A 14,242-nucleotide genomic window follows, 5' to 3' on the forward strand; every position below is an offset into this window, starting at 1 on the left:
CCGTGCGCGCCGCTGCCAACCACCGGGCTCTTCTAAGATGGCCGCGTGGCAAGACGCCCCCGCACCGTGGGCCCCACCGCCGAGGACCCGGCCTTCAGCCCGCAGCACGCCCTCGAGTTGGTGCGCTCCGCCGTTCCGCCCGTTCACCCGGCCGGCAGGCCCTTCGTCGCCGCCGGCCTCGCGACCGCCCTCGTCGGCCGCAACCACCGCTGGGTGCGACGGGTGGGCCTGCTGGCCGCCGGCGCCTGCGCGGGGTTCTTCCGTCACCCCACGCGGGTGCCGCCCACCCGGCCCGGCGCCGTGGTGGCGCCCGCCGACGGCGAGATCTGCGTGATCGACTCGGCGGCCCCGCCCGCCGAATTGAGCATGGGCGACGCCCCGCTGCCGCGGGTCAGCATCTTCCTGTCACTGCTGGACGCCCACGTGCAACGGGCCCCGGTGAGCGGCGAGGTGGTCGCCGTGCAGCACCGGCCCGGCCGGTTCGGATCCGCCGACCTGGCCGCGGCGAGCACCGAGAACGAGCGCACCAGCCTGCGGATCCGGACCGACTCCGGCGCCGACGTCGTGGCGGTGCAGATCGCGGGGCTGCTGGCGCGCCGCATCATCTGCGACGCCCACGTCGGGGACAAGCTGACGATCGGCGAGACCTACGGCCTGATCCGGTTCGGCTCCCGGCTGGACACCTACCTTCCGCCCGGGACGGAACCGCTGGTCAAGGTCGGCCAGCGCGCGGTCGGCGGCGAGACCGTGCTGGCCGAACTGCCATGAGCGACAAGCCCCGCGGCAGGCGGACGGTGAACCTGCAGATCCTGCCCAGCGCGATGACGGTGCTGTCCATCTGCGCGGGGCTGACGTCCATCCGGTTTGCCCTCTTGCACCAGCCGGTGCCCGCGATGGCTCTGATCGTCGCCGCCGCGATCCTGGACGGGCTCGACGGCCGGGTGGCCCGCATGCTCGACGCCCAGTCGCGGATGGGCGCCGAAATCGACTCGCTGGCCGACGCGGTGAACTTCGGGGTCACGCCCGCGCTGGTGCTCTACGTGTCGATGCTGTCGCGCTGGCCGATCGGCTGGGTGGTGGTGCTGCTGTACGCGGTGTGCGTGGTGCTGCGGCTGGCCCGCTACAACGCGCTGGCCGACGACGGGAACCAGCCCGCCTACGCGCACGAATTCTTCGTCGGGATGCCCGCGCCCGCGGGCGCCGTCTCGATGATCGGGCTGATGGGGCTCAAGCTTCAGTTCGGTGACGGCTGGTGGACCTCGGTGTGGTTCCTGTGCATCTGGGTGACCGGGACGTCGATGCTCATGGTCAGCGGGATCCCGATGAAAAAGATGCACGCGGTGCGGGTGCCGCCGAACTACGCCACCGCGGTGCTGCTGGTGCTGGTGGTCTTCGCCGCCGCCGCGGTGTTGCAGCCCTTCATCACGATCTGGGTGATCATCATCGCCTACCTGTGCCACGTCCCGTTCGCCGTCCGCAACAAGCGCTGGCTGGACCGGCATCCCGAGGTGTGGGGCGATCAGCCCAAGCAGCAGCGCGCCGTGCGGCGCGCGAACCGCCGGGCGCAGCCGAGCCGCCGGTCGATGACGCGGTTGGGGCTGCGGAAGCCGAGCGGGCGCCTGCGATGATCCCGGCCTCCGGCGAGGCCCGTCAGCTCACCCTCACCGCGAGGCTGAACACCTCCGCCGTCGACTCGCGCCGCGGCGTGGTCCGGCTGCATCCGAATGCCGTTGCGGCCCTTGGCATCCGGGAATGGGACGCGGTGTCGCTCACCGGATCGCGGACGACGGCGGCGGTCGCGGGCCTGGCCGGCCCGGACACCCCCGTCGGCATCGTGCTGCTCGACGATGTGACGCTGTCCAACGCCGGGCTGCGGGAGGGCACCGAGGTGATCGTCAGCGCGGTCACCGTCTACGGCGCGCGATCGGTGACGCTGTCCGGCTCGTCGATGGCCGCCACTTCGATCACGCCGGTCACCCTGCGCCAGGCGTTGCTGGGCAAGGTGATGACCGTCGGCGACGCCGTGTCGCTGCTCCCGCGCGACCTGGGTCCGCCGTTCTCGACGTCGGAGGCCGCCCGCGCCCTGGCTTCCTCGGTCGGGATCAGCTGGACCTCCGAGCTGTTGACCGTCACCGGTGTCGATCCCGACGGACCGGTCAGCGTGCAGCCGAACTCGTTGGTCAGCTGGGGAACCGGAGTCCCGGCCGTCGAGGGCAGGCCGCACGAACGGCTGTCCACCGGCACCCCGGAGATCCTCGTCGAGGAGCTGAAGGGCTCGCAGCCGCAGGCCGCCAAGCTCGCCGAATGGCTCAAGCTTTCGCTCGACGAACCACACCTGCTGAAGACGCTGGGCGCCGGCACCAACCTCGGGGTGCTGGTGTCGGGGCCGGCCGGCGTGGGCAAGGTGACGCTGGTGCGCGCGGTCTGCGACGGGCGCAGGCTGATCGAGCTCGACGGGCCCGAGGTGGGCGCGCTGGCCGCCGACGACCGGCTGAAAGCCGTTGCCGCGGCGGTGCGCAAGGTCCGCGACGGCGGCGGCGTCCTGCTGATCGCCGACGTCGACGCGCTGCTGCCTGCCACGGCGGAGCCGGTGGCCGCCCTGATCCTGGGCGAGCTGCGGGCCGCGGTCGCCACGGGCGGCGTCGCGTTGATCGCCACCTCCGCCCACCCCGACCAGCTCGACGCGCGGCTGCGCGCCCCCGACCTGTGCGACCGCGAACTGGGCCTGCCGCTGCCCGACGGCGGCACCCGCAAGGCGCTGCTGGAGGCGCTGCTCAAGCCGGTGCCCACCGGCGATCTGCGCCTGGACGAGATCGCCTCGCGCACACCGGGTTTCGTTGTTGCCGACCTCGCCGCCCTGGTGCGCGAGGCCGCGCTGCGGGCGGCGTCGCGGGCCAGCGCAGACGGCCGGCCGCCCGAGCTGAGCCAGGACGACCTGGTCGGCGCGCTGACCGTCATCCGGCCGCTGTCCCGTTCGGCCAGCGCGGAATTGACCGTCGGGAACGTCACGCTCGACGACGTCGGCGACATGGCCGAGGCCCGGCAGGCCCTGACCGAGGCGGTGTTGTGGCCGCTGCAGCATCCCGACACGTTCGCCCGGCTGGGCGTCGACCCGCCGCGCGGCGTGCTGCTGTACGGCCCGCCCGGGTGCGGCAAGACGTTCGTGGTCCGCGCCCTGGCCAGCACCGGCCAACTGTCGGTGCACGCGGTCAAGGGCTCCGAGCTGATGGACAAGTGGGTGGGCAGCTCGGAAAAGGCGGTGCGCGAACTGTTTCGGCGGGCCCGCGACTCGGCGCCGTCGCTGGTGTTTCTCGACGAGGTGGACGCGCTGGCGCCGCGGCGGGGCCAGAGCTTCGACTCCGGCGTGACCGACCGGGTGGTGGCCGCGCTGCTGACCGAGCTGGACGGGATCGACCCGCTGCGCGACGTGGTGGTGCTGGGCGCCACCAACCGGCCCGACCTGATCGACCCCGCGCTGCTGCGGCCCGGACGGCTGGAGCGGCTGGTGTTCGTCGAGCCGCCCGACGCCGCGGCCCGTGGCGAAATCCTGCGCACCGCGGGCAAATCCATTCCGCTGAGCGACGACGTCGACCTCGACGAGGTGGCCGCCGGGCTCGACGGGTACAGCGCCGCCGACTGCGTGGCGCTGCTGCGGGAGGCCGCGCTGGGCGCCATGCGGCGATCGATCGACGCCTCCGACGTGACGGCCGCCGACCTCGAGGCGGCCCGCAAGGCCGTGCGCCCGTCGCTGGATCGCGCGCAGGTCGACGCCCTACGCGCGTTCGCGAAAGCTCTCTAGCACCGCGCGCGCCGACGCCGCGACGTCGACCTCCAGCCATTTCGGCATCGGCTCGTCGTGCGCATGGCGCCGCACCACCGCGTACGGCAGATCGGCGACCGCGCGCGCGACGGCGTCGACCGATCGCCGGTCGCCGCGCCCATACAGTTGCCTCGCCAGGGCGGCGAGCCGCTCGGTCAGCGGCGCGTTCATGGCGGCGAGCGTCTGCCGGAACGCCGCGTCCGGCTCGCCGTCGAGCAGGTCGCCCGGGCGGATGGTCAGCAGCAGCCGGGCGTCCTCGGGCAGTTCGCGCGCGAAACCGATGCCGGCCACGGCCATCGCCACCGCGGTGTCGACGGGGGTGGCGCCGCGCGCGGCCATCGCGCGCGCCTGAAAGCGTTCCAGCGCCCGCAGCCACGCCGCCGTCAGGATGCCGTCGCGATTGCCGAACCGGTGATACAGCGTGCCCGCGGGCGCGCCGCTCGCCTTGGATATCGCCGCGACGCTGGCGGCGCGGGGCCCGCCGTCGAGCACGAGCGCCCGCGCTGCGTCCAGGATCACATCGGTTTCGTGCTTCCGCGGTGGCGCCATGATCTAGTACATTCCTTCTATATGGAACGATTACCCTATATCGATGAGCATGCCATAACCGTCGACGCGAATCGCGCAGACACGTGGTCGGCGCTGCTGCGGGTGATGTGCCGCGACCCGCACGACCCGTCGACCGTCCCGGCCGGGTTCGTGCTGGACGAGGCGCGCGCGCCCGAGCGGTTCGCGCTGAAGGGCCGCCACCCGTTCGCGGTCTATCGCTGGGTGTTCGAGTTGGCGGACGAGCCGGCGCACCGCACCCGGGTGCGCGCGCTGACGTGGGCCGACTTCCCCGGCATCCACGGCAAGGCCTACCGCGCGCTCGTCATCGGCACGGGCGGTCACCGCGTCGCGGTGCGTTGGACGCTGAACCGCATCGCGGCCGCGGCCACCGGAGCCGACTACACCGACGTCTTCGAAGCCGCGCTGGCGCAGGGCGATTCGCGCACCGCCGAGCAGGCGTTCCGCGACGCGGTGGGCGACCGGCCGGGCTCGGGCGGCAGGCTGGTGGTCTGGATCCACCGCCACGTCCTGCGATTTCGGCTGGGCCCGTATTCCTCGCCCCAGCACATCATCGGCTGGCCGATCGCGCGTTCGGATCCCGACGAGGTCGTCCTGACCACCGGCGGGCCGCTCATGCGCGGCGAGCTGACGCTGCGCCGCCAGGACGGGCGGGCCTCGCTCACCACCCGCGTGCAGTACGCCCACCAGATCGCCGCCCGAGCCGTCTGGGCCGTGATCGGACCGCTCCATCGGGACGTGGCGCCGCAACTGGTGAAACGCATTGCGGCACACGCTTGAACCGGATGGCTCGCTCGCTCGTGACCACGAAGCTGTAACCCCCTCGACTACTTAACGGCATGGAGAAGCGATGATCACGGCAGCGCCGACGACGCGCGTCATGGTGGTGGCGATCCTGGTGTCGACGGTCGTCTTCCTCGATGGCACCGTGGTGAATCTGGCGCTGCCGGCCACGGCGCGCGAGCTGGGCGGGGGCATGTGCTCGCAGCAATGGGTCGTCGACGGCTACCTGCTCGCGGTGGCGGCCATGGTGCTGCCGGGCGGCGCCATCTCGGACCTGTTCGGCCGCATCCCGGTGCTGCGCTTCGGCCTGGCGGCCTTCGGTGCGGGCTCGGTGCTGGCGGCCACGGCCGCCACCCCGGCCATGCTGATCGCCGGGCGCGTGGTCCAGGGGCTCGGCGGCGCCTTCCTGGTGCCCGGCTCGCTGGCGCTGATCAACTCGTCGTTCGGCCCCGCGGCCCGGCCCGCGGCGATCGGGTCGTGGACCGCCTGGACCAGCACCGCCTTCGCGGTGGGGCCGCTGCTGGGCGGGCTGGCCGTCGACTTCCTGAACTGGCGCTGGATCTACGTCCTGTCGGCGATCCCCATGGCCGTCGGTTTCGCGCTGACGTTCTCGCTGCCCGACATGCCGGCGCCCGCCGGCCGCGCCCGCGTCGACGTGGCGGGCGCGGCACTGTCGGCGACCGGCCTGGCCGCCACGGTGTACGCGCTGATCGAACAGGGTCGCCGGGGCTGGGGCGACCCCCTGGTCCGGGCGGCGCTGGCGGCGGGCGTCGCGGCCCTGCTGGCGTTCGTGGCGTGGCAGCGTCGCACCCCGCACCCGATGGTGCCGCTCAGCCTGTTCGCGACCCGCAATTTCGCCGGGGCCAACATGGTCACCGCGTTCGTCTACGGCGGCATCACGATGGGCTCGTTGGCCCTGGGCCTGTACCTCCAGGAGGTCGCCGGCTACTCCGCCACCGCCGCGGGTCTGACGACGCTGCCGAGCCCGATCATGTCGTTCGTGTTCGCCCGTGGCGTCGGCGGATTGGCCGCCCGGCTCGGGCACCGCCTGTTCCTGATCGTCGGCCCGGCGCTGGCGGGCATGGGCCTGTTGCTGATCCGCCCCACCGCGCACGGGTTCCACCTCGTCTCCGACGTGCTGCCCGGCAGGATGCTGCTGGCCGTCGGCATGGTGCTGGCCATCACCCCGCTGACCGCGGTCAACCTGTCCGCCGTCAAGTCCGCGCACAGCGGGATCGCCGCCGCCATCCAGAACGCGACGGGGCGCACCTCCGCGCTGATCGCCGTGGCCTGCGTGGGGCTGATCACCGCCAACCGGCTGACCGACGCCAGCTTCACCCGGCTGCTGGAGGTCAGCGCGGCATTGTTCTTCGTGGGCGCCGTGATCGGTGCCCTCGGCATCAGAAACGCGCCCGCCCCGGCCGGGTCCGCCGCCGACACGATGACGCTGGAGCTCCATCCCGCGCGCTAGCGTTACTGTCATCGGGCATGACGCAACGTCCCACCGCCCTGCAGGTCGTCGAGGGAATCGACCTGTCGGGCAAGGCCTGTGTGATCACGGGCGCCTCCTCCGGTCTGGGCCGCGAGTCCGCCCGGGCGCTGGCCGTCGCCGGCGCGCACGTCGTCCTGACCGCACGCAACCCCGACGCCCTGGCGCAGACGGCCCGGTGGGTGGCGGGCGAGGCGCCCGGCGCGCGGATCTCGACGGTGCCGCTGGATCTGACCGCGTTGGCCGGCGTTCGCGCGGCGGCGCGCGCGATCGGCGAGGTCGCACCGGTGATCGACGTCCTGATGAACAACGCCGGCGTCATGTTCACCCCGTTCGGGCGGACCCGCGACGGGTTCGAAATCCAAATCGGCACAAACCATTTCGGGCACTTCGAGCTCACCCGCCTGCTCGTCCCGCAACTGGCCGCAGCGGGCGGCGCGCGCATCGTCGCGCTGTCGTCGGCGGGCCACGCCCTGGGCGACGTCGACTTCGCCGACCCCAATTGGGAGAGTAGGGAATACGACAAGTTCGCCGCCTACGGCGCGGCCAAGACCGCGAACATCCTGCACGCGAAGGAGGCGGACCGGCGGCTGCGGGGGTCGGGAATCCGCGCGTACGCGGTGCACCCCGGCACCGTGGCAACGTCGCTGGCGCGCTACATGTCCCGCGCCGACTTCGCCCGGCTGCGCGAGATTGCCGCCGCCCGCGGCGGCGCGCTCGACCTCTCCACCCCCGAGCAGGGCGCGGCCACCCAGGTGTGGGCGGCGGTCAGTCCCGAGCTGTCGGACACGGGTGGGGTGTACCTGGAAGACTGCCACGTCAGCGACGCGGTCGCCCCCTACGCGTGCGACGAGCGGCGCGCGGCGGACTGGTGGAGCATTTCCGAAAAGCTCTGCGACAGAGCGTGAATCGAATGTGCACCCAGGCATTCGAGTGTGCGCATGGGGCGGTATTTTGACCGAATTCTCTCCGTGGGTTCACAGTCAAGTGCACCAACGCACACTCGGCGGTCGCTAGCGACTCACGGCTCCGGCAACTCCCGCCAGTCGGCCGACAGCCGCGAGCTGAACCGCGGCGGCCGGCGATCCAGGAACGCGCTGACCCCCTCGCGGGCGTCGGCGGTGCCCATCACGCGGTGGTGCAGCTGGGTTTCCAGCGACGCGACCTGCCGCGGGCCGTAGTTGTTGATCGCGCTGTCCCACAGCAGCCGCTTGCACAACGCCGCCGACATCGGGGCCACGTGGGCCGCGATGTCGCGGGCGATTTCGCGGGCGTGGTCGAGCACCCGCTCGGCGGGCAGCGCCCGATTCGCGACGCCGAGCGCCACCGCCTCGGCGCCGGTGAAGGTGCGCCCGGTGAGCAGCAGCTCGGCGGCCACCCCGAGGGTGGCCAGATGCGCCAGCGTCCAGTGCGACGCGCAGTCGGGGATCACGCCCCGGCGCACCTGCACCACACCGTATTTGGCGTCCTCGGCGGCGATGCGGATGTCGGCCTGCAGCGCGATCGTCAGGCCGATGCCGATGGCGTGGCCGTTGAGCGCGGCGATCACCGGCTTGCGCAGCTCAAACGCGGCCGGGTCGATCGGCGAGGCCGAAAAGCCGCTGTCGTCCGCCGGGGAGTCGAACGGCGAGATGTTGCCCGAGAAGTCGGCGCCCACGCAGAAGGCGCGGCCCGCCCCCGTCACCACGAGGGCGCGGACGGCGTCGTCGGCGTCGCAGTCCCGGTAGGCCCGGCTCAGCAGCCGGCCCATCTCGGCGGTGTAGGCGTTGAGATGGTCGGGGCGATTCAGCGTCAGCACCGCCACGCCCTCGTTGATGTCGACCGTCACGTCGGCGCTCATCGCGTTGCCCCCTATTCGGACAGCTGGAACTCCACCATGTCGGCAAGCGCGTCGACGGCGTCGCCGAGCGCCACGAATCGCTCGGCCGCCGACGGCGCCGACAGCACGCTGTAGCGGTCGGCGGTGCCGATCGGGATGCGCGACGCCAGTTCGAACAGCCGCTGCCCGGGATCGCCGTCAGCGCAACCCAGGAGCTCGTCGCGCTCCGGCAGCCGGGCATCGCGGGCCGCGGCGATCCGCTCGAACAACGCCAGCACGCGGTCCTCGATCTCGAGCAGCTGCGCGGCGCTCACCGGCTCCCCCGGCTCGTCGGGCCACACGCTCACCGTCGCGCGCGGGTAGGGATCGTCGGGCAGCCACTCGCGCACCCGGATCCGCTCGCCGGTCCGGCAGCGCAACGCGTATCGGCCCCCGCCATGGTCGGCGTGTTCGGCGATGCGCGACAGCACGCCGACGTCGCACCGCGAATCGCCGCCGCCGACCTCGCGGCCCCGCGCGATCAGCACGACGCCGAACGGTTCGTCGTCGTGCAGGCACCGCCGCACCAGCGCGGCGTAGCGGGGCTCGAAGACGCGCAGCGGCAGCTCCTGGCCCGGCAGCACCGCCGATTCGAGCGGGAACATCGCCCGCTCAACGGGTTCGGTGTCGGCCATCAGATGTCCAGCTCCGCCACCAGCGCGTCGACCACCGCACGCAGGTCGCCGTCGTGCTCCTCGGCCACCCGCCGCTGACGCTGATACGACGCGCCGTGGGTCACGATGTCGGCCACCGCGCGCAGCTCGTCGGCGCACCGCAGCGACTTGGCGACCGGCTCCAGCATGTTCAGCACGTCGTCGAGGTCCTCGGTGACCAACCGCTCGTTGCTCTCGGCGTCCAGGATGATCACCGCGTCCAGGCCGTAGCGGGCCGCGCGCCACTTGTTCTCCTGCACGTGCCAGGGCGGCATGGTGGGCAGCGTCTCGCCGGCGTCGAGCCTGCGGTCCAGGTCGACGATCAGGCAGTGGGTCAAGGCGACCAGCGCGCCGAGCTCGCGAAGGTTGGACACGCCGTCGCAAACCCGCACCTCGAGGGTGCCGAGGTGCGGCGAAGGCCGGATGTCCCAACGGATTTCGTCCATGTGGTCGATGATGCCGGTCTTCTTCTGGTCGTGCACGAAGCCCTCGAACTCGGACCACCGCTGGAAGTGGAACGGCAACCCGGCGGTCGGCAACTGCTGAAACATCATGGCGCGGTTGCTGGCGTATCCGGTGTCCTCGCCGCCCCACCACGGCGACGACGCCGACAGCGCCAGCAGGTGCGGGTAGTACTTCAGCAGCGAGGTCATGATCGGCATCACCTTGTTGGCCGACGAGATCCCGACGTGGACGTGCACCCCCCAGATCATCATCTGGCGGCCCCACCACTGGGTGCGTTTGATCAGCTCGGCGTAGCGCGGGGCGTCGGTCAGCTTCTGGGCGGACCACCGGGCGAACGGATGGGTGCCCGCGCAGAACAGCTCCATGCCGCGGTCCCGGACGACCCGGCGGGCCGGGCGCAGGGTCTCGCCCAGGTCTTCCATCGCCTGCGCGGTGCACTCACAGATGCCGCTGACCACCTCGACGGTGTTGCGCAGCAATTCCTTATGCACGCGCGGGTTTTCGCCGATCTCGGCGATGACCGCGGTGGCCTCGTTGCTCAGGTCGCGGGTCTGGGCGTCGACGAGGGCGAACTCCCACTCCACGCCGATGGTCGGCCGCGGCGAGGGCGCGAAATCGATGCGGGTTCGCGACCTGCTAGCCGGCGCCGATGACACCGCACGCCACCCGCTTGCCGGCGTCACCGGTCGTCATCGTCATCTGGTCGGGACCCGGCGTGCCGTTGGTCTGGTTGTAGCGCTCCGGCGGGATGTTGGCGAAGTTGTCGGCGCCGGCGTGGATGACGATCGCCGTCTTCTCACCGGAAGTCAGGTCCTCCATGGCGAACGCGTCCGTGGTGGTCACCAGCATGCCCACGCCGTCCTTGCGAACCTGCAGCGAAGTCAGGTCGCCGCTGGCCGGTTCGCCTGAATGCCCGGGCGCCTGGAAGTGGCCGCCGGCGGACAGGAAGTCGCCGGGCGCGCCGCCGGTCGGGGCCGTCGAATTGGGCTCGCACTTGCCCACCTTGTGGATGTGCACCCCGTGGAAGCCGGGCGTGAGGTGCCCCGGGCCGGACGTCGCGATGGTGATGGTGGCGTAGCCGTTGCTGAAATCGAACTTCGCGGTCGCGACCTGAATGCCGTCGGGCGTCTTCAGTTGGGTGGTCAGGCTTTGGCCCGCCGGTTGCTGTTCGGCGCCGTCGGTGCCCGAGGTGGGTGACGGCGCGCTCGCTCCCGTCCAGATCGCCGGCGTGGTGCCCGGGACCTTCGAGGCGTGCTGGGGTGACGAGCAGGCACCCACCAGCGCGACACAGGATCCGGCCGCGAGCGCGGACGTGATGACGGCGGCGGCGTTGCGGTGCTGAGGCATAGCGGAAGCCTAGCCCGACGGTCCCCGAAATTGGAGCAGCGCCAACGTCAGCCCGTCACCAGGACGATGACGCCCGGCGGCTGGCTACTCAGCGCCGGAATCCGCGGCTGCACCGGCGCTCCCAGGTTTTTCCCGACCGCGTCGGCGGTGGCGTGCTCACCGTCGGCGTCGGTGTAGTAGACCGTGGTGGCCGTCACGTCGGGCAGCGTCAGGTTGCCGACGTCGGTCACCTTGAAACCGGCGGACGTGAGCTGATCCTTGGTGCGCGCGGCGACACCCTCCTTGGAGGAGATGTTGTAGATGCGGACCTCGGCCTGGTTCGCCGGGGCGGCGCTGGTGGTCGCCGACGGGCTGGCGCTGCTGGTCGCGCTGGACACGGCCGACGCCGAGTCGTCGTCGGACTTTCCGGAGGAACTCAGCGCCTGCCAACCGAGCAGCAGGAAGATGACGCCCAGGAACAACAGCACCATCACCATGGCCCGGAGTGGAAGTCCCGTGGAATCGGGAACGCGCTCTTTCATCGAGCCCACTGTAGCGAGTTAGGTCACCTCGAAGCCGAGACGGCGGGCGGCCCGCGCCTTCTGCCGGCTCGCGCGCAACCGGCGCAGCCGCTTCACCAGCATCGGGTCGGCGGCCAGCGCCTCGGGTCGATCGACTAACGCGTTGAGCACCTGGTAATAACGCGTCGCCGACATCGAGAAGAGCTCCTTGATGGCGTCTTCCTTGACCCCTGCGTACTTCCACCACTGGCGCTCGAAGGCCAGGATGTCGTGTTCACGGCGGGTGAGGCCATCGGCGATTTCAGCGTCGTCCCCCGATCGATTTGCCCGCGCCATGGCGCTGTCCATATCGCTTCCCCTGGACCCTTCCGGCGATGCTCAACGTGTTCGAATGACTCTTACTTAGGGGCGTGTTTCGGCGAATATTGAACCACGCCGCGAACCCTCAAGCCGTAATCCAGACCCGCGAGTCGGCCGATTGGCCGCGATTGCCCCCGGCACCCGGGAAGGCGGGACATCGCCGCGCCTAAGCTTGCCGACCATGGCAGTCGTACCCATCCGCATCGTGGGAGATCCCGTCCTGCACACCCCGACGACGCCGGTGCCCGTCGGCGCCGACGGTTCGCTGCCGGCCGACCTGCCCGAGTTGATCGCCACCATGTACGACACCATGGACGCCGCCCACGGCGTCGGCCTGGCCGCCAACCAGATCGGATACGGGCTGCGGCTCTTCGTCTACGACTGCGCCGAAGACCGCGGCCTGACCGACCGCCAACGCGGTGTCGTGATCAACCCGGTGCTGGAAACCTCCGACATACCCGAGACGATGCCCGACCCGGGCGCCGACGAGGAGGGCTGCCTGTCGGTGCCGGGCGAGTCGTTCCCCACCGGCCGCGCGAAGTGGGCCCGCGTCACCGGGCTCGACGCCGACGGCAACCCGGTCACCATCGAGGGCACCGGCCTGTTCGCGCGGATGCTGCAGCACGAAACCGGTCACCTGGACGGCTTCCTCTACCTGGACCGCCTCATCGGCCGGTACGCCCGCAGCGCGAAACGGGCCGTGAAGTCGCACGGTTGGGGCGTCCCGGGACTGTCGTGGCTACCGGGCGAGGGGCCGGACCCGTTCGGTCACTGATGGTTTCGTGGCCCGACCCGGGAACCCGGGTGACGGTTCGCTACCGGCGCGCGGAAGGGTCGGTCCCGCCGCTGACCGACGCCGTCGGAGTCCTGCTGGCGGTCGATCCGCTGGTGCGGGTGCGGACGAAAACGGGTGCGGTGGTCGAGTTCGCGCCCGCCGACGTGGTCGCGTTGCGCGCGCTGACCGACGCGCCGGTGCGCACCTCGGACATCCGGGCGCTCGAGCGCGCGGCCGCCGCCGCCTACCCCGGCGATGAACACACCTGGCTGGACGGCTGGCTGCTGCGGGCCGGGCCAGGGGCCGGTCCGGCCGCCAATTCGGCCATGCCGCTGGACATTTCGGCCCGCATCACCGCGATCCCCGAGATCGTGGCCTGGTATGAGCGTCGCGGCCTGGCCCCGCGGCTGGCCATCCCCGAGCGCCTGCTGTCGCTGCCGCCCGGGGCCACGGTCGAGCTCACGGAGCAGATCCTGGTGCGCGACCTCGCGCCCGGCGGCACCCGGTGGGTGGGGCTGTCGGCGGCGCTGCACGAGGACGCGTTGGCCCGGGCCGCGAGCCGCGGGGCGACCCGCGCGTTCGTGGAGCTCGACGACGGCGACGCCGACCGGATCGCCCTGGCCCGGTCCCTCGGCTTCCGGCTGCACCACCGGCGGCGCTACGTGCCGGCGCGACGACTCGATAGCGTCGAGCCATGATTGACGGCGGCGACCCGCGGCTGCGGCTGGCCACCTGGAACGTCAATTCGATCCGCACCCGCCTGGACCGCGTCCTGGACTGGCTGGGCCGCGCCGACGTCGACGTCCTGGCCATGCAGGAGACCAAGTGCTCGGACAGCCAGTTCCCCACCCTGCCGTTCTTCGAACTCGGCTACGAGGTCGCGCACGTCGGCTTCAACCAGTGGAACGGCGTGGCCATCGCCTCCCGCGTCGGCATCGACGACGTGCAGGTCGGCTTCGAGGGCCAGCCCACCTGGAGCAGCAAGCCGGAGGTGGCCGCCACCGCCGAGGCGCGCGCGCTCGGCGCCACCTGCGGCGGCGTCCGGGTGTGGAGCCTGTACGTGCCCAACGGCCGCGCCGTGGGCGACCCGCATTACTACTACAAGCTGAATTGGCTTGCCGCGCTGCGCGATACGGCGGCCGGCTGGCTGCGCGACGATCCCACGGCCCCGATCGCGCTGGTCGGCGACTGGAACATCGCCCCGACGGACGAAGACGTGTGGAGCACCGAGTACTACACGGGCGCCACGCACGTCTCCCCGCCGGAGCGCCGGGCGTTCGAAGCCGTCGTCGACGCACAATTCACGGACGTGGTAAGACCTTTCGCCCCGGGCCCGGCGGTCTACACCTACTGGGATTACACCCAGCTGAGGTTCCCGAAGAATCGCGGCATGCGGATCGACTTCATCCTCGCGTCGCCGGCGCTGGCGGGCCGGGTCACCGGCGCGCAGATCGTGCGGGAGGAACGCAAGGGCAAGGCGCCGAGCGATCACGCGCCGGTGCTGATCGATGTGAGGACCATTTGAGCCTGCTCTGAGAAGTTCCTCGTTGTACGCGGGTATGTAACGTGGCAGGCTTTCGCTATCGAGCACGAATTCGTTGTTGCTGTTAACTTTGCGTTCAACG

16 protein-coding genes are annotated in these 14,242 nt (G+C 71.5%); 9 read left to right on the forward strand and 7 right to left on the reverse strand.

Annotated elements, in window-relative coordinates:
* Positions 1-45 precede the first annotated feature (45 nt).
* The 3 genes from AWB89_RS08300 to AWB89_RS08310 are packed head-to-tail and all read left to right on the forward strand — an operon-like array spanning position 46 to position 3,799.
* Positions 46-768 (forward strand): phosphatidylserine decarboxylase, encoded by a 723-nt coding sequence (locus AWB89_RS08300; protein ID WP_085172781.1) that lies wholly within the window; start codon positions 46-48, stop codon positions 766-768.
* On the forward strand, positions 765-1,628 hold the full coding sequence (gene pssA / locus AWB89_RS08305) for a CDP-diacylglycerol--serine O-phosphatidyltransferase (RefSeq protein ID WP_085092901.1): 864 nt from the start codon (positions 765-767) through the stop codon (positions 1,626-1,628). The genes AWB89_RS08300 and pssA overlap by 4 nt, the downstream gene beginning before the upstream one ends.
* Complete coding sequence (locus tag AWB89_RS08310; protein WP_085172783.1) at positions 1,625-3,799, forward strand: AAA family ATPase; 2,175 nt, start codon at positions 1,625-1,627, stop codon at positions 3,797-3,799. Before pssA ends, AWB89_RS08310 begins: the two co-directional genes overlap by 4 nt.
* Here the strand turns inward: AWB89_RS08310 and AWB89_RS08315 are convergent.
* A complete protein-coding gene (locus AWB89_RS08315; protein WP_085172785.1) occupies positions 3,773-4,369 on the reverse strand; it encodes a TetR/AcrR family transcriptional regulator in 597 nt (198 codons plus the stop codon). The two genes, AWB89_RS08310 and AWB89_RS08315, sit on opposite strands and share 27 nt — an antisense overlap.
* A gap of 21 nt (positions 4,370-4,390) precedes the next feature.
* Between AWB89_RS08315 and AWB89_RS08320 the strand changes: the two genes are divergently transcribed.
* From AWB89_RS08320 to AWB89_RS08330, 3 genes are all read left to right on the forward strand, one after another.
* A complete protein-coding gene (locus AWB89_RS08320) occupies positions 4,391-5,167 on the forward strand; it encodes a DUF2867 domain-containing protein (protein ID WP_085092907.1) in 777 nt (258 codons plus the stop codon).
* A gap of 70 nt (positions 5,168-5,237) precedes the next feature.
* On the forward strand, positions 5,238-6,641 hold the full coding sequence (locus tag AWB89_RS08325; protein ID WP_241520448.1) for an MFS transporter: 1,404 nt from the start codon (positions 5,238-5,240) through the stop codon (positions 6,639-6,641).
* 17 nt (positions 6,642-6,658) lie between these two features.
* A complete protein-coding gene (locus tag AWB89_RS08330) occupies positions 6,659-7,567 on the forward strand; it encodes an SDR family NAD(P)-dependent oxidoreductase (protein ID WP_085172787.1) in 909 nt (302 codons plus the stop codon).
* Between the two features lie 113 nt (positions 7,568-7,680).
* Here AWB89_RS08330 and AWB89_RS08335 read toward each other — a convergent pair whose 3' ends face one another.
* The 6 genes from AWB89_RS08335 to AWB89_RS08360 are packed head-to-tail and all read right to left on the reverse strand — an operon-like array spanning position 7,681 to position 11,830.
* On the reverse strand, positions 7,681-8,499 hold the full coding sequence (locus tag AWB89_RS08335) for an enoyl-CoA hydratase-related protein (protein ID WP_085092912.1): 819 nt from the start codon (positions 8,497-8,499) through the stop codon (positions 7,681-7,683).
* Between the two features lie 11 nt (positions 8,500-8,510).
* Complete coding sequence (locus AWB89_RS08340) at positions 8,511-9,152, reverse strand: LON peptidase substrate-binding domain-containing protein (RefSeq protein ID WP_085172789.1); 642 nt, start codon at positions 9,150-9,152, stop codon at positions 8,511-8,513.
* Positions 9,152-10,291 (reverse strand): glutamate--cysteine ligase, encoded by a 1,140-nt coding sequence (locus AWB89_RS08345; RefSeq protein WP_085092916.1) that lies wholly within the window; start codon positions 10,289-10,291, stop codon positions 9,152-9,154. Before AWB89_RS08345 ends, AWB89_RS08340 begins: the two co-directional genes overlap by 1 nt.
* Positions 10,272-10,982, reverse strand: coding sequence for a superoxide dismutase[Cu-Zn] (gene sodC, locus AWB89_RS08350; protein WP_085172791.1), 711 nt, complete (start codon positions 10,980-10,982; stop codon positions 10,272-10,274). The genes AWB89_RS08345 and sodC overlap by 20 nt, the downstream gene beginning before the upstream one ends.
* A gap of 47 nt (positions 10,983-11,029) precedes the next feature.
* The gene (locus AWB89_RS08355; RefSeq protein ID WP_085092920.1) at positions 11,030-11,503 is read right to left on the reverse strand and encodes a LytR C-terminal domain-containing protein; all 474 of its coding nucleotides are present in this window, start codon (positions 11,501-11,503) and stop codon (positions 11,030-11,032) included.
* An 18-nt stretch (positions 11,504-11,521) separates the two neighbouring features.
* Positions 11,522-11,830 (reverse strand): DUF3263 domain-containing protein, encoded by a 309-nt coding sequence (locus tag AWB89_RS08360; RefSeq protein WP_066931013.1) that lies wholly within the window; start codon positions 11,828-11,830, stop codon positions 11,522-11,524.
* A 193-nt stretch (positions 11,831-12,023) separates the two neighbouring features.
* Here AWB89_RS08360 and AWB89_RS08365 point away from each other — a divergent pair, with 193 nt between their 5' ends.
* From AWB89_RS08365 to AWB89_RS08375, 3 genes are read left to right on the forward strand one after another with little or no spacing between them, the layout of a single operon-like run.
* Positions 12,024-12,617, forward strand: a complete 594-nt coding sequence (locus tag AWB89_RS08365) for a peptide deformylase (protein ID WP_085172793.1) — start codon at positions 12,024-12,026, stop codon at positions 12,615-12,617.
* Positions 12,617-13,315 (forward strand): GNAT family N-acetyltransferase, cg3035/Rv0428c family, encoded by a 699-nt coding sequence (locus AWB89_RS08370; protein ID WP_085172795.1) that lies wholly within the window; start codon positions 12,617-12,619, stop codon positions 13,313-13,315. Before AWB89_RS08365 ends, AWB89_RS08370 begins: the two co-directional genes overlap by 1 nt.
* A 20-nt stretch (positions 13,316-13,335) precedes the next feature.
* Positions 13,336-14,142 (forward strand): exodeoxyribonuclease III, encoded by an 807-nt coding sequence (locus AWB89_RS08375; RefSeq protein ID WP_172401680.1) that lies wholly within the window; start codon positions 13,336-13,338, stop codon positions 14,140-14,142.
* The last annotated feature ends 100 nt before the right edge of the window (positions 14,143-14,242 follow it).

The organism is Mycobacterium paraense, from assembly GCF_002101815.1.
In the GTDB taxonomy this organism is placed as follows: Bacteria; Actinomycetota; Actinomycetes; order Mycobacteriales; family Mycobacteriaceae; genus Mycobacterium; species Mycobacterium paraense.